General features: G+C 53.3%; 18 protein-coding genes and 1 pseudogene. 6 read left to right on the plus strand and 13 right to left on the minus strand.

Features of this window, described 5'->3' with window-relative positions:
* Positions 1 to 46: 46 nt before the first annotated feature.
* Positions 47 to 709: an iron-sulfur cluster repair protein YtfE gene (ytfE, locus tag IMQ48_RS18665; RefSeq protein WP_115259604.1), complete on the minus strand. Its 663-nt coding sequence runs from the start codon at positions 707 to 709 to the stop codon at positions 47 to 49.
* A 245-nt stretch (positions 710 to 954) separates the two neighbouring features.
* Between ytfE and IMQ48_RS18670 the strand changes: the two genes are divergently transcribed.
* Entirely contained in the window at positions 955 to 2526 is a 1572-nt protein-coding gene (locus IMQ48_RS18670) for a methyl-accepting chemotaxis protein (RefSeq protein WP_196210188.1), read from the plus strand.
* Positions 2527 to 2583: 57 nt separating this feature from the next.
* Here IMQ48_RS18670 and IMQ48_RS18675 read toward each other — a convergent pair whose 3' ends face one another.
* The 3 genes from IMQ48_RS18675 to IMQ48_RS18685 all read right to left on the minus strand — a co-directional run bounded on the left by IMQ48_RS18675 (position 2584) and on the right by IMQ48_RS18685 (position 5379).
* A complete protein-coding gene (locus IMQ48_RS18675; RefSeq protein WP_196210189.1) occupies positions 2584 to 3549 on the minus strand; it encodes a DMT family transporter in 966 nt (321 codons plus the stop codon).
* A 75-nt stretch (positions 3550 to 3624) separates the two neighbouring features.
* Positions 3625 to 4449: an AraC family transcriptional regulator gene (locus tag IMQ48_RS18680; protein ID WP_196210190.1), complete on the minus strand. Its 825-nt coding sequence runs from the start codon at positions 4447 to 4449 to the stop codon at positions 3625 to 3627.
* A gap of 81 nt (positions 4450 to 4530) precedes the next feature.
* On the minus strand, positions 4531 to 5379 hold the full coding sequence (locus IMQ48_RS18685) for an SDR family oxidoreductase (RefSeq protein ID WP_196210191.1): 849 nt from the start codon (positions 5377 to 5379) through the stop codon (positions 4531 to 4533).
* An 87-nt stretch (positions 5380 to 5466) separates the two neighbouring features.
* Here IMQ48_RS18685 and IMQ48_RS18690 point away from each other — a divergent pair, with 87 nt between their 5' ends.
* Positions 5467 to 5841, plus strand: coding sequence for a helix-turn-helix domain-containing protein (locus IMQ48_RS18690; RefSeq protein ID WP_196210192.1), 375 nt, complete (start codon positions 5467 to 5469; stop codon positions 5839 to 5841).
* A gap of 95 nt (positions 5842 to 5936) precedes the next feature.
* On the opposite strand, the gene cpdB is transcribed toward IMQ48_RS18690, so the two are convergent.
* Positions 5937 to 7880, minus strand: a complete 1944-nt coding sequence (cpdB, locus tag IMQ48_RS18695; protein ID WP_196210193.1) for a 2',3'-cyclic-nucleotide 2'-phosphodiesterase — start codon at positions 7878 to 7880, stop codon at positions 5937 to 5939.
* A 188-nt stretch (positions 7881 to 8068) separates the two neighbouring features.
* On the opposite strand from cpdB, the gene cysQ reads away from it, so the two are divergent.
* Positions 8069 to 8809, plus strand: coding sequence for a 3'(2'),5'-bisphosphate nucleotidase CysQ (cysQ, locus tag IMQ48_RS18700; RefSeq protein ID WP_196210194.1), 741 nt, complete (start codon positions 8069 to 8071; stop codon positions 8807 to 8809).
* Here cysQ and IMQ48_RS18705 read toward each other — a convergent pair.
* Positions 8799 to 9356 (minus strand): YtfJ family protein, encoded by a 558-nt coding sequence (locus IMQ48_RS18705; RefSeq protein ID WP_196210195.1) that lies wholly within the window; start codon positions 9354 to 9356, stop codon positions 8799 to 8801. The genes cysQ and IMQ48_RS18705 overlap by 11 nt on opposite strands.
* A gap of 327 nt (positions 9357 to 9683) precedes the next feature.
* On the opposite strand from IMQ48_RS18705, the gene IMQ48_RS18710 reads away from it, so the two are divergent.
* Positions 9684 to 9890, plus strand: coding sequence for a DUF1107 domain-containing protein (locus IMQ48_RS18710; protein WP_003025710.1), 207 nt, complete (start codon positions 9684 to 9686; stop codon positions 9888 to 9890).
* A gap of 83 nt (positions 9891 to 9973) precedes the next feature.
* Here IMQ48_RS18710 and IMQ48_RS18715 read toward each other — a convergent pair whose 3' ends face one another.
* The 7 genes from IMQ48_RS18715 to IMQ48_RS18745 form a co-directional block, all read right to left on the minus strand.
* A complete protein-coding gene (locus IMQ48_RS18715; RefSeq protein ID WP_196210196.1) occupies positions 9974 to 11311 on the minus strand; it encodes a hemolysin family protein in 1338 nt (445 codons plus the stop codon).
* A 166-nt stretch (positions 11312 to 11477) separates the two neighbouring features.
* Complete coding sequence (locus tag IMQ48_RS18720; RefSeq protein ID WP_196210197.1) at positions 11478 to 12548, minus strand: 1,4-beta-xylanase; 1071 nt, start codon at positions 12546 to 12548, stop codon at positions 11478 to 11480.
* A gap of 10 nt (positions 12549 to 12558) precedes the next feature.
* Entirely contained in the window at positions 12559 to 14103 is a 1545-nt protein-coding gene (locus IMQ48_RS18725) for an MFS transporter (RefSeq protein WP_196210198.1), read from the minus strand.
* A gap of 205 nt (positions 14104 to 14308) precedes the next feature.
* Positions 14309 to 15331: a Gfo/Idh/MocA family protein gene (locus IMQ48_RS18730; RefSeq protein WP_196210199.1), complete on the minus strand. Its 1023-nt coding sequence runs from the start codon at positions 15329 to 15331 to the stop codon at positions 14309 to 14311.
* Positions 15332 to 15341: 10 nt separating this feature from the next.
* Positions 15342 to 16409: a Gfo/Idh/MocA family protein gene (locus tag IMQ48_RS18735; protein WP_196210200.1), complete on the minus strand. Its 1068-nt coding sequence runs from the start codon at positions 16407 to 16409 to the stop codon at positions 15342 to 15344.
* Entirely contained in the window at positions 16409 to 17590 is a 1182-nt protein-coding gene (locus tag IMQ48_RS18740) for a Gfo/Idh/MocA family protein (protein ID WP_196210201.1), read from the minus strand. The genes IMQ48_RS18735 and IMQ48_RS18740 overlap by 1 nt, the downstream gene beginning before the upstream one ends.
* Positions 17591 to 17600: 10 nt before the next feature.
* Positions 17601 to 18761: a Gfo/Idh/MocA family protein gene (locus tag IMQ48_RS18745; protein ID WP_196210202.1), complete on the minus strand. Its 1161-nt coding sequence runs from the start codon at positions 18759 to 18761 to the stop codon at positions 17601 to 17603.
* Positions 18762 to 18950: 189 nt separating this feature from the next.
* On the opposite strand from IMQ48_RS18745, the pseudogene IMQ48_RS18750 reads away from it, so the two are divergent.
* Both IMQ48_RS18750 and IMQ48_RS18755 read left to right on the plus strand, forming a co-directional pair.
* Positions 18951 to 19472, plus strand: a pseudogene (locus tag IMQ48_RS18750) (LacI family DNA-binding transcriptional regulator); the annotation flags it as partial.
* A gap of 74 nt (positions 19473 to 19546) precedes the next feature.
* Positions 19547 to 20887 (plus strand): ISNCY family transposase, encoded by a 1341-nt coding sequence (locus IMQ48_RS18755; protein WP_000589001.1) that lies wholly within the window; start codon positions 19547 to 19549, stop codon positions 20885 to 20887.
* Positions 20888 to 21011 lie beyond the last annotated feature (124 nt).

Below are 21011 nucleotides of genomic sequence, written 5' to 3' on the forward strand. Positions count from 1 at the left end.
CGCGGCTCTAATACTTCATAAATCAGGGCGCTCTCAGGCGCCCTTTTTATTCACCAGCGAGGGCACGCGGGAACAACACATTGTTTTCCAGACTGATGTGTTCCATCAGGTCGTCGATCAGTTCGTTAATGCCGTTATACATGGCTTTCCAGGTGGTGCAGGCTTCCGGCGGTGGCGTCACGTTTTGGGTGATGTGCTTGATCACTTCGACCAGCTCACCAGCGTCGTCATGCTCGCTTTCCATCACGCTGATTGGCCCCATCGCCTGGCTACCCATTCCCTGTTTGATCATCGGGAACAGGATCTGCTCTTCTTTCATCATGTGGCTGGACAGTTCGTCATGCAGCATGGTCAGGTTTTTCGCCAGACCGCGCGGTACGTTTGGCTTGTCTGCGTGCACGCGTTCAACTTTGGTGGCCTGCAGGATCAGTTCCGGCAGCTGTTCGCGGTGGCGGTCATGATAACGAACGACGATATGGTCGATAATTTCTGCCAGTGCCACGCTGCGCCAGTCTTTTTCCAGCGGTTGCTCAGCCAGTTTTGCCAGTTCGGCTTCGATAGCCTCGACATCCAGCTCTTTACGTGCGGCAGCGCGTGCCAGCGTTTGCTTACCGCCGCAGCAGTAATCCATATCGTACTTACGAAACAGTGCCGAAGCGCGAGGAATAGAGAGCGCCAGTTCACCTAAAGGTTGATCGCGATAAGACATAGCCGTTACCTCATTCTCAATAATATAAGATGTATTTTAAATGCAACTTATAGTGAAGGATATACCCCTTTCGGGGTGGTGGGATTTGTGATGGTTGTCACGAAAATTTCTTATGCCGTTAACCTGCTGAATCTTATTGAAAAGGCGCAAAGCGGCGAAAAAAGCCGCGTCAGAAGATTAAATAAGCGGACGTGGCTGCCGATAGTTAGACCTCAGACAATACCTGCATAATAAAAAGGCAACAGATGTTCAAACGAATCAAAGTGATAACCTTACTTATCACCGTGTTACTTTCCCTGGGCGCGATGCAGCTCATTTCAGCAGGCGTCTTTATTGGCGCACTCAACAACGATAAGCAAAATTTTAACGTGTCTCAGCTTTCCAGCCAGAATGTGGCCGAATTTACCGATGCGTGGATTAGCCTGAACCAGGCGCGCGTCACGCTCAACCGGGGCATGTTGCGTCTGCAGGGCACGATGGCCAGCGAAGTTAACGGCGGGCAGCTAACAGAGCTGGTAAGTACGGCAAATCGCCTGCTGGCAGAAGCAAAAGAGCATTACGATAAATACTATGCGCTGCCGGAAACGCCGGGTCTGGATGAACATCTGGCCGACCGGCTGGAAGAACAGTACGGCATTTATTCGACCACACTGGCCAAAATGAACGTGCTGTTGGCGGAAGGCAAACTGGAAGATATGTTCAAACAGAATGCCGAACAAAAGCAGACGGCAATGCAGGGTGTTTATCAGGAATGGCGTGCGGCGCAATCCGCGCTGGCAAATTCGGGCGTGCAGGATAACGAAAATGACTACCAGAAGATCATCTGGCTGCTGTCTGCCGTCATGCTAATTGTGGTCACGGTGATTGTCGTTAGCTGGATAGCCATGCAGCGCGTGCTGTTGAAGCCACTGCGCGAGGTAATGGAACATATTCGCCATATCGCTGCAGGTGACCTGACCCACAGCATTAGCGCTGACGGCAGCAATGAAATGGCGCTGCTGGCACGTAACGTCCGCGACATGCAACAGTCGCTGGCGAACACGGTTAGCGTGGTGCGCGACGGGGCCGATACCATTTACACCGGGGCGGGTGAAATCGCGGCGGGCAGTAACGATCTCTCCTCGCGTACCGAACAGCAGGCCGCATCGCTGGAGGAAACCGCTGCCAGCATGGAACAGCTTACCGCCACTGTGAAGCAGAATGCGGATAATGCACGACAGGCGACTAGCCTGGCAAAAAATGCCTCGCAGACGGCGCAAAAAGGCGGCACGGTGGTTGATGGCGTGGTGCGTACCATGGATGAAATCGCCACCAGTTCCAGCAAAATTGCGCAAATTACCACTGTTATTGACGGTATTGCCTTCCAGACCAATATTCTGGCGCTAAACGCGGCGGTAGAAGCGGCGCGGGCTGGTGAGCAGGGGCGCGGATTTGCGGTAGTAGCAGGAGAAGTGCGAACCCTGGCGCAGCGCAGCGCGCAGGCAGCGAAAGAGATTAAGGCCCTGATTGATGATTCCGGTCATCGGGTCAATGCTGGTACTGCACTGGTGCATGAAGCGGGTAAAACAATGGCGGAGATCGTCAGCGCCGTCACCCGCGTGACCGATATCATGGGTGAGATTGCTTCGGCCTCTGATGAACAGAGCCGGGGAATCGATCAGGTTGGTCAGGCCGTTGCTGAGATGGATCGCGTGACGCAGCAAAACGCCTCGCTGGTGGAAGAATCTGCGTCAGCGGCGGCTGCACTTGAAGAGCAGGCGGCACGCCTGAATCAGACCGTTGCAGTGTTTAAAGTGTCGCGCCGGATGGTGGCGTAAACGCCTTATCCGGCCTATTATCGCGTAGGCCGGATAAGCGCAGCGCCATTCGGCACATTATGATTGTGGAATCACGACGACGCTCGGTTTCTCCGGCTTGGCTTTGACGGCCACCACCACACCGATAACCAATAACGCGATGCCGCTAATCGTCAGCACCGGCGGCATTTCATGGCGCAAGATAAAGGTATACAGCAGTCCCGCCAGCGTCTCGAACACAATCAGCGGCCCGAGGATCACCGTCGGCAGCTTTTGGCTGGCGATGTTCCAGCACAATGCCCCCACCCACGAACACAGCACCGCAATGGCGACCATCAGGCTGATAAATACGCCCGGACGCGGGCCGAAGGGCAGGGAGAAGTCCGGCGTTTGCCCGTTCAGCCACAGGCAGGCCGCAATGTAACCGAGCAGAGAAACGGGCAGCGTCACCAGCGCCTGGGCGGTGGCCCACATCATCGGATGCTTATCAGGGTTTTCACGCAGCCAACGGGCATTTCGCAGCGCATACCACGCCCAGCACACCACGGAAACCAGTGCCAAGGCGATACCCGACCCGTAGCGCCAGCCGCTAAAATCAGGTAGCCCCTGATTCAACTCAGAAATATTCACGCACAGCAGGCCAATGCCGATCAGCACCAGCGCCGGGGCCAAACGCCACCAGGATAATTTACCGTCACGCTGACTATAGAGCAGGTTGGCGAAGACCGGGATCACTACCGGTAACGTGCCGATGATCATCGTCGAGACCGGCGCGCCGGTGCGCTGAATGGCGCTGGCCAGACAAACATAATAAATCAGATTGCCCATCATCGTCAGTGCCAGCGCGGTTCTCCAGTCTTTGCACGACAGCTGACGCAGACGTCCGCGACCCAGCCAGGCCAGTGGCAGGGCAATCAGCCCTAGCGCCAGGTAGCGTCCCATCGACTGCAATACCGCCGGGTATTCCGGCACGATCAACGGCCCGACAAAAATCAGCCCCCACATCAACCCCGCCAGCAGGGCGTACAACACACCGCTAATCATTTTGACATCCACATCATTGAACATTACGCCGAGTGTAGGCAGGGAAAACGCCGCTGTATTGTATGAGATTGCGCATTAGCGCGAATAAACCTGCTTCTGATAACGCACAGGCGTAATACCGTAGCGATGGGTAAACGCGCGGGTGAGGTGCGACTGGTCGGTCAGGCCGGTTGCCGCAGCAACGTCGGCGGCGGGCATACCGCGCGTGAGAAAATCTTTGGCGCGCCACAGGCGAACAGCCATGAGCATCTGATGCGGCGTGACGTGAAAGTGCAGTTTGAACTGGCGCTGAAAATGCCAGGGGCTAAGCGCAGCCACGCAGGCCAGTTCGTCGAGCGTAACCGGGTGCATGTAGTTATCATGCAGATACTCGCGCACGCGATCAAAGCGATGTGCGCCTTCCCGCGACACCGGCGCATGACGAGCCAGTGGCTGGAAGGTGTCGATCAGATCGAGCAGCAATCCTTTTTGTGCCAGCGGATCCTCGGTGTTCCACATCCCGTGGATCAGCGAACAGATCTGGCGTGAACGGTGGGGATCGTGGCGCGTCACATCATGGAACCACCAGTGGCGGATCCCGGTGACCTCCTGCAGAAGAGAGGGGTCGAGATAAATCATTCGGTAGCGCCAGCCGTCGGCGGTTTCAGCCTCGCCGGTGTGCAGCTCATCGGGATTCATGGTCACGACGGAATGGGCCGGTGCCACATACTGGGTGCCACGATAGCGAAAACGCTCGGCGCCGGCTTCGATCGCGCCAATGCCAAACGCTTCGTGGGTATGAGGCTCAAACGCGTAACGTGAGATATGCGCATGATACAGCTCAACGCCCGGCACCTGTGCCAGATGGCGAAAACGGGCGCTGTCTTTCTCATCAATGAACTGCTCAGGTACACCCTGCACGTTATCTCTCCCCACGCATCGTCTTATCATTATCAGAGAGGATGCGCAGGGATGCCACCGTAATTAACCAAATTTTAACAGTTATACGATGCCGCTGACGCTCTCCGCCAGCGATGTGGTCGGGCGTTTAATCAGTGTGCTCAGCGTATGGCTGTCGTCAAACAGTCCGCCTTTTGAGGCACCAATATCCGAGTCGGCCAACATCTCTGCCAGTCCGGCAGGCAGGCCAAACCCTTTCAGCGCGGCAGCAAAATCGGCCTCGCTGAGGTTCTGATACACCACTTTTTTGCCGCTCTGTTGAGCCAGTTCAGCGGCCAACTGGCTCAGCGTCCAGCCTTCATCGCCCGCCAGCTCGTAGATTTTCCCGGCATGGCCTTCTTCACTGATAACACGCGCGGCGGCAGCGGCGTAGTCCGCGCGGGTGGCGGCGGCGATTTTGCCGTCCCCGGCGGCACCAATAAACACGCCGTGCTCGAGGGCGGCGGGGGCGCTGGCGAGATAGTTTTCGCTGTACCAACCGTTACGCAGTAGCGCGTAATCAAGGCCGGATTCTGCCAGCATCTTCTCGGTTGCCACGTGTTCATCTGCCAGCCCCAGCGGGGAGGTGTCGGCATGCAGCAGGCTGGTGTAGGCGATGAATTTCACTCGTGCAGATTTCGCCGCATTGATCACGTTGCGGTGCTGTAGGGTACGCTGTCCGACTTCGCTTGAGGAGATCAGCAGCAGTTTGTCGATGCCTTGCAACGCGGTGGTAAAGGCGGCTTCGTCGGTATAATCCGCCTGGCGGACGGTAATACCCTGCTCGCTGAGGGCAGCGGCTTTAGCAGGGTTACGCACAATCGCCACAATCTGGCTGGCGGGAACGGTTTTCAGCAGGTTTTCAATAACGTGTTGGCCCAGTTGGCCAGTGGCGCCGGTAATCGCAATCATGAGGAACTCCAGGTTTTGTCTTGTGTTGACTCACGCTAACACCTAAACTTACTTTTAGTAAGTACGCACAAAAAGGTAAGTATAAAAATGACAGCTTCGACGCTTTCTCAGCAACTGCGCGACGGCAACTTATTTGCTGAACAGTGTCCTTCCCGCGAGGTGTTAAAACACGTCACCAGCCGTTGGGGGGTATTGATTCTGGTGGCGCTGCGCGATGGCACGCACCGTTTTAGCGATCTGCGCCGTAAGATGGGCGGCGTCAGTGAAAAGATGCTGGCGCAATCCTTACAGGCGCTGGAGCAGGACGGGTTTATCAACCGGGTGTCGTATCCGGTGGTACCGCCACATGTGGAATACAGTCTGACGCCATTGGGTGAGCAGGTGAGTGATAAAGTCGCCGCACTGGCGGACTGGATAGAAATGAATTTACCGCAGGTTTTGGCGCAGCGGATCCCGGCGTGAACGATGTGCCGGATGGCGCTGCGCTTATCCGGCCTACAAGTCGGCTTCATGCGTAGGCCGGATAAGACGCTATTGCGTCGCATCCGGCACTAAAATTACTTACTCAAATCCAGCTGATAAATCGCAAAACCGATATCGTCGGTGGCGACTTTCTGCAGCGGATACTGTCCTTTTTCTTTGATAAACGCGGCGGCTTTATCGGACGGCGAGGTTTCAAAACGAATATCCAGCTTCGTCTCACTGTGGATCGGCGCCAGACGCCAGTTGTTATCCGCCGCCGGGTGAATTTCACCGGCACGTTTCGTCTCGGCCCCTATCCACGCGGCCAGCACCGAGCGGTTTTCATCCGGTGAGGCAAAGGCGATATGGCTGTCGCCGGTACCGGCAAACTTACCGCCGTAGGCGCGATAGTTATTGGTTGCCACCAGGAAGGTAGCGTTCGGGTCGACAGGTTTTCCGTTAAAGGTCAGATGTTTAATACGCTCCGCCTGCGGGTTGACTGTCTGGCATTCGCCGTCGTAACGGGCGGGTTGTGACACATCAATCTGATAGTCCACACCGTCAATCACGTCGAAGTTATAGGTACGGAAGCCGTCCCAGTTGATCAGCGATTGCGGTTTGCTGCTGTGAATATCAATCTGATTAAACTGCCCGGCGGAGCATTCCAGCCATTCTTTTACCTCTTTACCGCTGGCTTTTACCACCACCAGAGTGTTGGGATAGAGGTACAGGTCAGCGGCGTTACGGAAGGTGAGCTGGCCTTTTTCCACTTCAACAAAGCTGGCCGGATCGTTCTTACGTCCGCCCACTTTAAACGGCGCGGCGGCGGAAAGCACCGGCAGCTTCGCCAGATCCGGATCGCCCTGAATAAAGCGTTCAACGTAGGCTTTTTGCGCGTTGTTCACCACCTGCACGGTTGGATCGTCTTGCACCAGCGCCAAATAGCTGTACATGTTATCGGCCGATTTACCGATTGGCTTGCTGACGAATTCGCGTGTGGCGTCGTGGTCGGCCTTCAGGATTTCAACGATTTTTTTGTCTTCCGCGGCCAGTGATTTTTTCGCCGCTGCGTCATAAATCGGGCGAGCTTCAGCTTTCGCCTGAGTGACCTGCCATTTCCCGCTGTCGTTATTCAGTACCAGATCCACCACGCCCAGATGATCGCCCCACATGCCAGGCATCACTGCGGGAATACCGTTCAGGGTACCTTGGGTGATATCCGCGCCTTTGATGTTGGCAAAGTCTTTCCCCGGGAACACGGCGTGAGCATGACCAAACATGATGGCATCAACGCCCGGTACTTCGCTGAGGTAATAAACCGAGTTCTCCGCCATCGCCTGATACGGGTCGGCAGAAAGGCCCGAGTGAGCCACGACGACGACCACATCCGCGCCTTTCGCCCGCATTTCCGGTACGTATTGACGTGCGGTTTCGGTGATGTCATTCACTGTCACTTTGCCGCTGAGATTGGCTTTATCCCAGGTCATGATTTGCGGTGGCACAAAACCTATGTAGCCAATTTTCAGCGTCTGCTTGTGACCCTCTTTGTCGACCACCTCGGTGTCTTTAATCAAATAGGGGGTAAAAAGCGGTTTTTTGGTTTTAACGTCGATGATATTGGCGTTAACGTAAGGGAACTTCGCGCCTGCGAGCGCCTTATGCAGATACTCCAGACCGTAGTTAAACTCATGATTGCCAAGGTTGCCGACCGCGTAATCCAGCGTATTCAGCGCCTTATAAACCGGGTGCGTTTCACCAGCTTTCAGCCCTTTCGCCGCCATGTAATCCCCGAGCGGGCTGCCCTGAATCAGATCGCCGTTATCGACCAGTACGCTGTTTTTGACTTCATTTCTGGCGGCATTGATCAGACTTGCCGTACGTACCAGACCGAATTTTTCCGTTGGTGTATCTTTGTAATAATCGAAATCCATCATGTTGCTATGCAAATCAGTGGTTTCCATTATGCGCAGATCGACGGTTGAGGCATTCACGCTGGCAGCTATCAGCGTGGCCAGAAGCGTTGCACTAAACTTAATCATCAGGGGCATCCTTTTTAGAACCAGGCCACAAAAGAAAATGTATATAAAGATTATTGCTTACAGAAGTGTGAATCATGCCATGAATAGAGCGTTTAAAACCGCAGACGCTATCACAGTTGGCGGATTGTCTGACGATCGGGTATAAGTAAAACAACGAGTTAACACCGCTGCCATAAATGAGGTGGAGAATGTTAGAACATGTATGCCAGCTTGCACGGAACGCGGGCGATGCCATTATGCAGGTCTACGATGGAATCAAACCGATAGAAATCACCAGCAAGCAGGATGATTCTCCGGTCACGGCGGCGGATATTGCCGCGCACACGGTGATCCTTGAAGGATTACAGGCGCTGACCCCAGATATTCCGGTGTTGTCAGAAGAGGACCCACCGGGCTGGGATATCCGCCAGCACTGGCAGCGCTACTGGTTGGTTGATCCGCTGGACGGCACCAAGGAGTTCATCAAACGTAACGGTGAATTTACCGTTAATATCGCGCTGATCGAGAAAGGCAAACCGGTGCTGGGCGTGGTATATGCCCCGGTAATGAAGGTGATGTACAGCGCGGCCGAAGGAAAAGCCTGGAAAGAAGAGTGCGGCGTGCGCAAACAAATCCAGGTGCGCGATGCGCGTCCACCGCTGGTGGTGATAAGTCGGTCGCACGCTGATAATGAGCTAAAAGAGTATCTGCAGCAGCTCGGTGAGCACCAGACCACGTCGATTGGATCATCACTGAAGTTCTGTCTGGTGGCAGAAGGGCAGGCGCAGCTGTACCCGCGTTTTGGGCCGACCAACGTCTGGGACACTGCGGCAGGACACGCTGTTGCTGCTGCCGCCGGAGCGCATGTTCACGATTGGCAGGGTAAACCGCTGGATTATACCCCGCGTGAATCATTCCTTAACCCCGGCTTCAGGGTTTCTATTTACTGAGTAATTTGTGCAGCAGGGCAATCACCTGCTGCACCTCTTCCTGCGTTAATGCCCCGTCTTTGGCCCATTGAACGCGACCGTCTTTGTCGAGGACCGCGATGGCTGAGCTCTCTTCGTCCAGTTGCCAGGTTTTACGCGCGATGCCGTTGCTGTCGACGATAAACTGTGACCATGGGTAGAGCTTCTTATTGCTCTCAAGGCTGCTGCGCACAAACATGCCGGAGCCAGGAATGGCATCATCCGTGTTAACGATGGTAGTGGTCTGGTAGTTGTCGTGCGGCAAATTTGCCGCTTTGATGGCTTCAATCAATGTCGCGTTTTTCTCTTTTGCCGAGGTGCGCCCGGCGATGTGTTGCACAATGCGAACTTTCCCCGGCAACTGCGCGCTATTCCAGTTTTTGTAGCTAAACTTATCGTTATCAAGAATCAGTTCGCCGCGATCGGCGATCCCGACTGGCGGCACGCGCTGGTTGGTTTCAAATTTATGTGCAGAGGCCATCATCGGCAGCAACAGACACGACAGCGCCAGCAATTTTTGTAAGGTCATGGTGTTTCCTTCTTTCTTTATTTTGCAGGTGATCGGACCACTTGAGAGTGGAATTTAATCATATGTGCGAATGATGCTTTTTCCCGCAAGCGCGATGCCAGTTTGCGGACGGGCGCACAAATCCTGCAAAAAATGAAGGCTTATACTGAGGACAGTGAAGCGATAAAAAGATAATTCTGAATAATTGTAACCTGAAGGTAAATAAACTTATACACGCTGGAAACAACGTAGAGATAGTCTATAGTCATATGGCATTAAAATTTGCGCCTGAGGATTGTCGGACCGATTGTGGTACCGCAAAGGCGTAATGCTCAGCAGGAGACAACAATGAAAATTTTCCAACGGTACAACCCGCTGCAGGTGGCGAAGTACGTGAAGATCCTGTTTCGTGGACGGTTATATATCAAGGATGTAGGCGCTTTTGAATTTGATAAGGGTAAGATTCTTATCCCAAAAGTGAAGGACAAACTGCATTTTTCTGTTATGTCAGAAGTTAACCGTCAGGTCTTGCGTCTGCAAACTGAGATGGCTTGATCAAAGTGCTATGCGGTAGTTTAAGTAGTCTATAAAAAACGGCTCCTGTAACAGGAGCCGTTGATGTTTTCAGGCTGGCAAACTTATGCCGCGCTGTCTTCTTTCGCATCCGGCAGTTTTGGTGTCAGCACGGTGGGCTTGCTGTCCAGACGCGTCACCAGCAGCTGATCGATCTTGTAGTTATCGATGTCCACGACTTCAAATTTATAGCCTGAGTACTTCACCGAGTCGGTACGTTTCGGGATTTTTCGCAGCATAAACATCATAAAACCACCGATGGTTTCATAATTACCGGATTGCGGAAATTCGTCGATATCCAGTACGCGCATCACGTCATCAATGGGCGTACCGCCGTCGATAAGCCAGGAGTTCTCGTCACGCGCCACAATCTGTTCTTCCAGACCCTGACCGACTAAGTCACCCATCAGCGTGGTCATCACGTCGTTAAGCGTGATAATGCCCACCACCAGCGCGTATTCGTTCATGATAACGGCGAAGTCTTCACCTGCAGTTTTGAAGCTTTCCAGCGCCTCAGACAGCGTCAGCGTATCCGGGACAATCAGCGTATTGCGGATCTGCACGCCGCTGTTCAGCGCCATGCTTTGGTTGGCCAGTACGCGGTTCAGCAGATCTTTGGAGTCTACATAGCCGATGATGTGATCGATATCTTCATTACATACCAAAAACTTAGAATGTGGATGCTCCGCTACTTTGTTCTTCAGGCTCTGCTCATCTTCGTGCAGATCGAACCAGATGACGTTCTCACGTGATGTCATGGAAGACGGCACGGTACGGGATTCCAGTTCGAACACGTTTTCGATCAGCTCATGTTCCTGCTTACGCAAGACACCTGCCAATGCGCCTGCTTCAAATACGGCATAGATATCATCGGAGGTGATGTCATCTTTGCGCACCATTGGGATCTTGAACAGCCGGAAAATACTGTTCGCCAGCCCATTGAAGAACCACACCAGCGGACGGAACACCATCAAACAGAAGCGCATCGGGTTGATGATGCGCAAAGCCACAGTTTCTGGCGCAATCATACCGATGCGTTTCGGGGTTAAATCCGCGAACAGGATGAACAGGCCAGTCACCAGCGAGAACGACAAAATAAAGCTCAGTTGTTCGGACAGCTCTGGGGCAAAGTACTTAGAGAAAAGACCGTAAAAGACCGGAGAAAACGCCGCATCACCCACGATACCGCCAAGAATGGCGACGGCGTTAAGGCCAATTTGCACAACCGTGAAGAACATGCCGGGGTTTTCCTGCATCTTCATAACGCGTTGCGCATTAATGTTGCCTTCATCGGCAAGCAGCTTAAGTTTAATTTTGCGTGATGCGGCAAGCGAGATCTCGGATATCGAGAAAAACGCACTCACGGCGATCAGGCAGAGAATGACTAAAATACTGTTTAACATATCTTATCCAGCCGTTCAGGCCAGATCCTCGGAAGGGGAATGGATAAATTCGTATGAATCTATATTGAATTCAAACTAAAGACCGGCTCGTGGAAGTGAGCCGGTAAATTCAGAAGCTAGTATAGCGTAAGGCACTGTAAAGTCGCCAGAGGCGGATTATTGCGGCTTATCCAACGGCGTTAATTCGGCGTACGGTCTGCATCTCTTGTTCGCAATAGGGCGAACCGTCTGGCTTGAGGACATCATGAAACCATAGCTGTGCGGTCTTGGCGTTGAGGGGGATATCCGGCCACGGTAGCCAGGTTTGCGTTTTACCCTGCACCAGCCCCCAGTGATAGCTGGAAACGCGCTGCGCGTTAAACAGCGGCAACTGTTCTTCTATTCGGCTACCAACGTGGCGGGCCAGCCACTCGGTACAGAAAACCGGTCTGCCAAACTCAGCAAGCTGTGACAAAAGAGACAGTTGGCCTGGGGTATCAACATACGCATGGTAGCTAATTACATCTGAAAGTCGCAGAGCGGCAACATCTATTGGATGGGTAAATGCATTCCCGCACGCTTCGCGATCGTCAATATGCCAGGCGGCGACGGTTAATGGCTGGGACGGCGACTCCTGTCGTGCCCAGCTAAACAGGCGGGTTAGCAGGGTCAAGGCGTAAATTTCCAGCCGGTCGTCGAAGCGAGCAAATTCACGCGTACTACAGAAGATTCCACCATTGCCGGGTTCATTATAGAGATCCCAGACGCAGATGCGCGAATCATAACGAAAGTAACGGATGATATCGCGGACGTAGGCTTCAATGTGCGGCCAGCAGGTTCTGTCCATTACGCTGGCCCGTCCCGGGCTGCCAGCGGCCTGGCTATTATGCACGCCGGGAACCGGAGCTTTTTGCTGGCCGATAAACGGCTCATCGCCAGAAAAGGCGCAGTCGTCGAGCAGCGTCAACATCACCTTGATGCCGTGGGTATGTGCGATGCCCAGAAATGTGTCGATGCGGCTAATCAGGCCATCGCGGTCATGCTGCCAGACGGTAAACGGTAAATTCGTCCGCAACTGGTTATAGCCGTACTGGCTGGCCCAGCGAAGTTCCTGCTCGATGGTGCGAATATCGAAACTGTCGGCTTGCCACATGTCGAGCCAGTTGACCGCGGTGCGTGGCAAATAGTTGAAACCGCAGCCCCAGGGTTGCTGTTGATACCAACGTTGCGCCTGCGTTTTACTCCAGGGTTTATACATGATGCGCTCCTTATTCTGCATCTGAGAGGCTGACGCGTCCCGTGGCCCGCTGCGTTGCACGGCCACCCCAGACTTCATCGTATTCGTAGCCAGTGAGCTGTTTTATCACCACTCGGGTTTCCTCATCGCAGTCGCGATAGTTACCTCCCAGCTTGCGGCGGGCTATCTCTTTGAGCAGCAATTTATGTGTCTCACGCGTGAGTTTGAATTTGTAGGTGGTGTAGAAGCTGACAGCCAGTAGCGCGGCGGTAGCAAAGATCATCAAGCCGATAATAGCGTGCAGCGCCATTGCAGGCTGTGCTCCACTGCCTTTCACAAAGCCTGACTCCTCCAGCACCATGCCGATCAGCAGGATGGCGATCGCTACGGTGCTCTTGCGGGTGAGTACCATCACGCCGGCAAAAATGCCTTCGCGGCGCTGTTGGGTCACCATCTCGTCTATGTCGGGTATAAAGCTGTAAATATTCCACGGAATATAATAGAGCCCCGAGCGTGCCATGCCGAGCAGAATAAAGACGGCGGAGAACAACACGTTGGAGACCTGAGTTTGGGTATAATAGATAATAAATAAGAAGGCCAGTACGCAGAATATACAGGCATACGCGAAGCGCAGTGCCGCTGAAGGCGTAATATTAAGTTTGTTTAGTAATAACATAAATCCATAAGTGCCAAAGACTGAAGCAAAGGCGGCAATGCTTAACCAGCCGGAAACAGAAGCTGCGTCCTGATTCAAACAATAGATGACATAAAAGGTAAATACTGAACCAAATACATCCATGGCGGTGAAAGAGAAAATATAAATAATAATATGCAAACGAAAGGCGCGAATTCTGAACGAGGAAAAGAGATCGAGTATCAGGTACTTCAGATGATTGAACAATCCGCTACTGCGCTGGAGGTTCGTTTTAAAAGTCTCCTCCTGCACATCTTTGGCCTCCCATGTGCAGCGCCAGGTAATAAATACAGCGATGCAGAAAATCACAGAAAATAGCAGTCCGGTCAGGGTGTAGGTAAACGGATTATCTTTACCGGTAAACTGCATCAGGATGCCGGGTACCGAGACGGCCAGAAAGCCGCCTAACTGCGAGCAGATCATGCGTACGCCGGAAAGGCGGCTGCGCTCTTCGTAGCGGTTAGTCATCTCTGCTGCCAGGGTTTCCCACGGCACCAGCACCATGGCCGACAGTAGCTCAATCGACAAATAGGTTCCCAGGTAATACCAGTAACCCATATCGGTCAGCCACAGCAGGGCATAGAGAAACATTAACGGCGAACTGAGTAATAAAAAGAAGCGACGGCGGCCAAATTTCCGCCCAAGCCAGGTGTTGCCAAAATTATCGGTAATATATCCCATAATTGGGCTGAGTAGCGCATCAATCACGCGGGCAATAGCAAAAATAGAACCTGCTTCCAGGACACTTAAGCCGCAATAGGTGGTATAAAAAAATAAAAGCCAGGTGCCGATAATGGCGAAAGCCCCGCCACCAAATAAATCAGTGATGCCGTAGCCGATTGCTACACCATAACCGACTCTGCGTTCAGTTGGTTTAACCATAATTATTTTTCCAGTTATATACACGTCATCCTTCAAGCTGCCTCTTTGTTAGCTACGCCTGCTCACCCCGGTCACTTACTAATGTAAGCTTCTGGGAGTTGCCAGACTTGCCGCCTTGATGCATCTTGAATGATTTTGTGTATAGGGTATTTGTATGCCGGTATTACTCGGCTGATTTATTTACTTCTGGAATGCTTGATGAATTTTAATTATTAATATTTATCCATTGTCGCATCAGGGATGACCGATAAATAGCGTCTACCATCAACAGCGATTTTTGGGCTTGATGAATATCGATATACTTTGTCTGACCATTATGGGTAATAGCATGATAGAACTGGCGAATGGCCAGTTGGTGACCAAGACCCCAGTAGCTTTTGGTGCTGCTGTCCGGTGAACCATCGCTGTCCAGTTTCAGACGCTGGTCCTTTGTGATGCGCCATAGCGTATTGTCGGTCAGTTGAAGCATGCCGTTTTCACAGTGGATCTCCAGCAGCAGCGGCGAATCGAGCGTATTGCAGTTGCTGGCGTAAAACAGGCCACGGGCACCATTCGAAAAATGCAGCGTTGCCATTGCACTGTCTTCAGCTTCCGTCACCGCCGCCAGTTCGCCGCTATCTACCACGCCTTTTAAGCGTGTTACCCCCCCGGCAAACCATTGCATCAGGTCCAGGGTATGAATGGCCTGATTGATCAGCAAACTGCCACCTTCGCGGGCAAAACGCCCGCGCCACGGACTGTCGCTGTAGTAGGCCCCGGAACGTGACCAGGTCAGCACGGCTTTAATGCTGAGCATTCTGCCGAGCGTATTTTTTGCCAGCTCATCGCGGATGCGTAGGCTGGTTGGATTAAGCCGGTTTTGGTAGCACACGCCCAGTAATCCCGGCGCCGAGGCTGCGGCGTCAGCGATGTCGGCAACTTCACCCCCATTCATGCCTACCGGTTTTTCGCAAAAGACATGTTTCCCGGCAGCAAGGGCGGAGAGAATCATATTTTTATGCTCAAAATGCGGCGTACAGATATGCACGACGTCAATGTCGTTATCCAGCAGCATTTCGCGGTAATTGGGGTAAAAGCGACAGTTGTAAGCCATCGCCTGCTGTAGCCCGCTGACGCTGTCAGTGTCGACCAGCGCGCGCAGCGTAACCCCCGGTAATAACCGCAGGGCGTTGACGTGATTGCGGTGAATCGCTCCGGCACCAATAATGGCGGCATTTAACGTTTTCATGTTGCCCCCATTATGCATGCGCATTGGCGAGCATTTGCGCCTTCACGCACAGCTCGGCGGCTTTAAAGGCGTGGGCCTGGGTCATGGCATTTTCGGTGCGATTCAGACAGTCGAGAATAAACTCGCCGAAGAACGGGAAGCCCACTTTGCCCGCGACCGGATAACGGAATTCCCCGTCTTTATTCACCAGATACACCACATCCTGTTCACCGCGGGTGATATCCACATACTTGCGGATCTCGATATAGCCCTCGGTGCCCAGCAGCGTCAGGCGCCCGTCACCCCAGGAGGTGAGGCCATCTGGGGTGAACCAGTCGCAGCGGAAATAGCCCGTCGCGCCGTTATCGCCTGCCAGCATTGCATCGCCAAAGTCTTCAAATTGTGGATACTGCGGATGATTGACGTTGCGTACCTGGCTTGCGACCACCTGCGCCTCGCTGTTGCCGGTATAAAACAAGAACTGCTCAATCTGATGGCTGCCGATATCGCACAGAATACCGCCGAAGTAGCGTCGGTCATAAAACCAGTCCGGGCGTCCGCTACCTTCGCGATGCGGGCCGGTGCCGAGCGTTTGCATTACGCGGCCAATCGCCCCCTGTTTGACCAGTTCACCGGTGAAAACGGCGCTTTCAACGTGCAGACGCTCGCTGTAGTAAATCGCGTACTTGCGCCCGGTCCTGGCCACCATTGCTTTGGCGTCTTCCAGTTGCTCGAGGGTGGTCAGCGGTGCTTTATCGGTGAAATAGTCTTTACCTGCCGTCATCACCTTTAGTCCCAGCGGACAGCGTTCAGAAGGGATCGCCGCCCCGGCGACCAGTTTCACATCGCGATCGTTGAGGATGGTCTCCAGCGAATCAGCAACCTGAGCCTGTGGATACTGCTGCAGGAATTTCTCCACTTTCGCCGGGTCCGGGTCGTATACCCACTTCAACGTGGCTCCGGCTTCGATCAGCCCGTTGCACATCCCGTAGATATGGCCGTGGTCGAGCGTGGCGGCGGCAATCACAAACTCACCGGGTTTTACCACCGGCTGCGGTTTGCCGGTCGGGGCGTAGTTCATTCCGTCTGTCTTGTTCATTACTCTGCTCCTGAATCTAAGTCTTTACCCAGAGGGATGGCACCGACTTCCGTAAAATTGCTCACGGAGGCGGATTTCTCATAAAAATGCGGGGCTTTTGCCACCAGACCGCCGGTACGATAAAAATCGTCGTGGCTGGGGATGGGCAGCGTCACCACCGTGCGGGTGATGGCGGATTTGTAGATGGCGGTAATCAGCTCCAACGAACGTTTACCCTGTTCCCCGTCGACCAGTGGGGCGGTTTGTTGTTCGATGGCGCTAAGCAGGTTGTCGATTTGTCCGCTGTGCAGCGTCCATTTAAGTGCAGGCGTGGCATGAAACAGCGCGTCCAGTTGCTCTTCCAACTCGTGATTATTGTCCGCTTGTGGAAAACCGTTATCCGCCGACTGGCTGGCATAGACCTTCCACGGGGCGGAGATCCGCGCCTTTTCGCCTTGAATGACGATTTTCTGATCTTCACCATGATGCACGACGGATGCGGTGAGTTGAGCCAGCGCCCCGTCTGAATATTTGAAAATGGCCGCACTGAGATCTTCCACTTCCGCGTTGTCATGGGCGACGTTGCTCATCATCGCTACCACATCGCTCGGGAAGCCGAGCATCCACTGAATGGCGTCGATGTGGTGTACCGCATGATTCAGCGTGCAACCACCACCTTCTTTCTGCCAGGTGCCGCGCCACCATAGATCGTAATAGCTGTGTCCGCGCCACCAGAATGAATCCACCTGTGCATGGCAAATTTTGCCCGCCAGGCCGGAATCAACGGCGGCTTTTAAGCGCCAGAAGGCATCGGTAAAGCGGTTTTGTGCGATGACCGATAACATTTTTCCGCTGGCTTTCTGCGCGGCAATCATCGCATCACACTCTGCGAGCGAGGCGGCCATCGGTTTTTCGCACAGCACGTGTTTGCCTGCGTGTAGGGCATCAACGCTGATGGCTGCGTGCACGTACGGTGGAGTACAGACGTCGACAACATCCACATAAATACCCGCGTCCAGCATGGCCTGATGGCTGTTGTAGACCTGTGCTTCGCTCAGGCCGTAGCGTGCTTTCTTCTCTTCGGCTTTCTCCGGGTAGATATCAACCAGCGCGACGATCCGGCAGCGATCCGCAAACTGTAAATAGCTCTGAATGTGGTTATGGGCGATGTTTCCGGTGCCGATAATGGCAATATTCAGCATGGTCATCCCCTTAACGCTGCCAGCTTGCGGAGGCGTCCAGCGTGCGGCTGGCCGTGGTTTTCTCGACCGATGAAGCAATACGCTCCTGCAGCAATCGGGCGTAGTGCTGCTCGTCAATCGGCAGCTCAACCCAGTCATCGGTCCAGGTGGAAAGGTGCATGGCGTTGGACAGCGTCAGGCCGCGAATACCTTCCAGACCGGGGGCGATGAGCGGTTCGCCGTGCAGGACCGCGGCGGTGAAATTAGTAGTGATAACATGATGTTCGCTGCATTCAGGGGCGGTAGGGATAGTGACTTCCCAGCACTCCGGCTCGCCAAAGCCGTTTTGCCAGCGGGCGTTGAAGTCGGTTTCGGATTCGCGTAGTTGCCAGAAGCGCAGGCGGCCTTCTTCCACCACCACTTTTCCGCGATCGCCGACGATCTCAAGGCGGTTGGTGCCAGGGGTTTCGGCGACGGTGGTGATGAACACACCGGTTGCGCCGTTGGCATATTCCGCGTAAGCGGTGACCTCATCTTCCACTTCAATCTGGCGGTGTTTGCCAAACTGACAAAATGCGCGCAAGCGTATGGGCATGCCGACCAGCCATTGCCACAAATCAAGCTGGTGCGGGTCCTGATTGAGTAATACGCCTCCGCCTTCACCTTTCCAGGTTGCGCGCCAGCCGCCGGAGTTGTAGTAGCTCTGCGAGCGATACCAGTTGGTGATTATCCAGTTGGAGCGGCGCAATTCGCCCAGCTCGCCGCTGTCGATCAGATCTTTCACTTTCTGATATAGCGGGTTCGGGCGCTGGTTGTACATCATGCCGAACACCACATCACATTCGTGGGCACAGGTGTTCATCTCGTGGACCTGCGCGGTATAGACCCCGGCTGGTTTTTCGCACAATGTATGAATGCCCAGACGCATCGCCATCATCGATAAACCCGGATGCTCATAGTGCGGCGTGGCGACGATAACCGCGTCGACAAGCCCGCTGTTCAGCATCTCCTCAGCGCTGATAAACAGCGCAACCGCATCACCGACCAACTGACGAATGGCGGTGTGTTTGTCGGCGTTATTATCGCAGACCGCTGTCAGGCAGGCGTCCTTCACCGTCCCGGCCAGCAGGTAACGGGCGTGGACGGTGCCAATATTTCCCACGCCAATAATGCCAAAGCGTAATTTTTTCATGTCGGGCCTTTTCATCAGAAATAAGGGATAAGCGGACCATAAGAAACGCCTGGAATATCGACAATATGATTTTGTGAGAGTGATTGCAGGATGAGCAAGAAGTTCGCACGAAGGTTGAAAAAGTGTTTTAGAGTCAATGAACTAGGTTTGCAAAAATTTGCAAAGATAGATTGCGAGCGAGGTCACAGAATGTCAGGCAAGCTAAAAATGGATGAAATCGCTGCCTTAACCGGATTCTCGGTGAGCACGGTGTCGAGGGTACTGAGTGGGAAGTCCTGTACCAGCGATAAAGCCCGGGAGGCCATCGTGAAATGCGCGCGCCAGCTAGGGGTGCTTGATACGTTGGCCTGCGGGCGGCTGTTGATTAACGGGATTGCGGTCTTCGCCCCACAGCGCACGTTCATCGCGCAGGGCGATGTGTTTTACCTTGAAGTGACGCGCGGCATTGCCGAAGCGATCGCGCCGCATGATGTGTACCTGAGCTACTGTGGGCTGGATGAGCAGCGAGCCGACATCAAGGTCTTTCTGGAAAAGGCCAACAACAAGAATATCAATGCCATTATTCTCATCGGCATTGATGACCCCACCGTGCATAAGCTGGCACAGTCGTTGGGGAAACCCTGCGTGCTGATTAATTCACAGGATAAAGAAGGATTATTGGATGCAGTCTCGCCCGATCACCGGGCGGTTGGCAACCAGGCGGTACAGTATTGTTAACACCAAGCTGTAATGTCCCCTTTGAACCATTCTAAAATGTCCCCAGACAATTCTCTGGGGGATTTTTCATGATCAAAGAGACTGTTACGATGAGTCATAAGGAACTCGACCGACTTCACATTATTCAGGAGTCACTTAATCGCCATATTACTCAGGAACAAGCTGCGGCACGCATTGGCATTTCTATTCGGCAGGTTAAACGTCTGGTGCAACGGTATAGAAATGAAGGGCCTTCTGGTCTAGTTTCCCGCCGACGTGGAAAGCGTCCCAATAATTCCTTTTCTACCGAATTCAGAGCAACAGTAATTTCACTCCTCAAAGGCCGCTACGCTGATTTTGGACCTACGCTTGCGTGCGAAAAATTGCGCGAGATACACGGCTTGTGTTTATCCATTGAAACTCTCAGGAAGTGGATGGTAGAGGAGGGCATATGGCGCGAACGTCGTCGTAAGTTTGCCCGAATTTATCAGCGCCGGATGCGGCGCCCATCCTACGGTGAACTCATCCAGATTGATGGCTCGCCTCATGACTGGTTTGAAGGTCGGGGCCCCAAATGCACACTGATAGTCTTTATCGATGATGCTACCAGCGCTCTGATGGCGCTACGATTCGCTCCTGCAGAAACAACCCGGGCTTACATGGAAACCCTCCGGGGTTACCTTAATGATCATGGCGTACCACTGGCTCTCTATTCTGACAGACACAGTATATTCAGAGTAAATAACCCGGAGCGGGAAGGAGAGTTGACTCAGTTCACACGTGCGATAAAGACACTGGGCATCGAGCCAATCCATGCCAACAGCCCGCAGGCAAAAGGGCGGGTAGAGCGTGCCAATCAGACACTGCAGGACAGGCTGGTCAAAGAAATGCGGCTTCAGGGTATCAGTGATATTGAAACAGCAAACGCATGGTTGCCGACCTTTATTGAAGCCTATAACAACCGGTTTGCTACGCCGCCTCGTATTGCTGATAACGCCCATCTTGATGTACACCATTCTGAAGAGGAACTGGGTTATATCTTCAGCCTCCAGGCGAAGCGCGTTCTCTCCAAAAATCTCACTTTCCAGTACAAAAGCAGTGCGTTTCAGATTCGCAGTGAAGGCCGGGGATATCGACTTCGGCATTCGGTTGTCACGGTATGCGAAAGCTTTAACGGTGAAATTAAGGTTCTGTATGATGGGAAAGCGTTGGGATGGGAAAAATATGTTGATGGCCCGGAGCCTATACCACTGGATGATGAAAAAAGTGTCCATGAACGTGTGGATAATGCCCGTTTTGATTTACGCTCAAAATTCTACGTAAAACCTAAAGCTGACCATCCTTGGCTCACGCGCCGCACGCAAAGTAATCAGCAAGTGAAGCCCCCTAAATTACCCAGAAAGAAGGCTGATCCCGATAAAATGGACTGAAACCAGGCGTTATTCAGTTGAGTGCATATCCAGTCATAGGATAGATTCTTACGTAGCGTTTCTGGCGTGCATTTTCGGGTGGTTTGTTACTGTTTTTAACGGGGACACGTCAGAAACGCGCTCA

It is taken from the genome of Citrobacter sp. Res13-Sevr-PEB04-36 (assembly GCF_015672735.1).
Lineage (GTDB): Bacteria > Pseudomonadota > Gammaproteobacteria > Enterobacterales > Enterobacteriaceae > Citrobacter.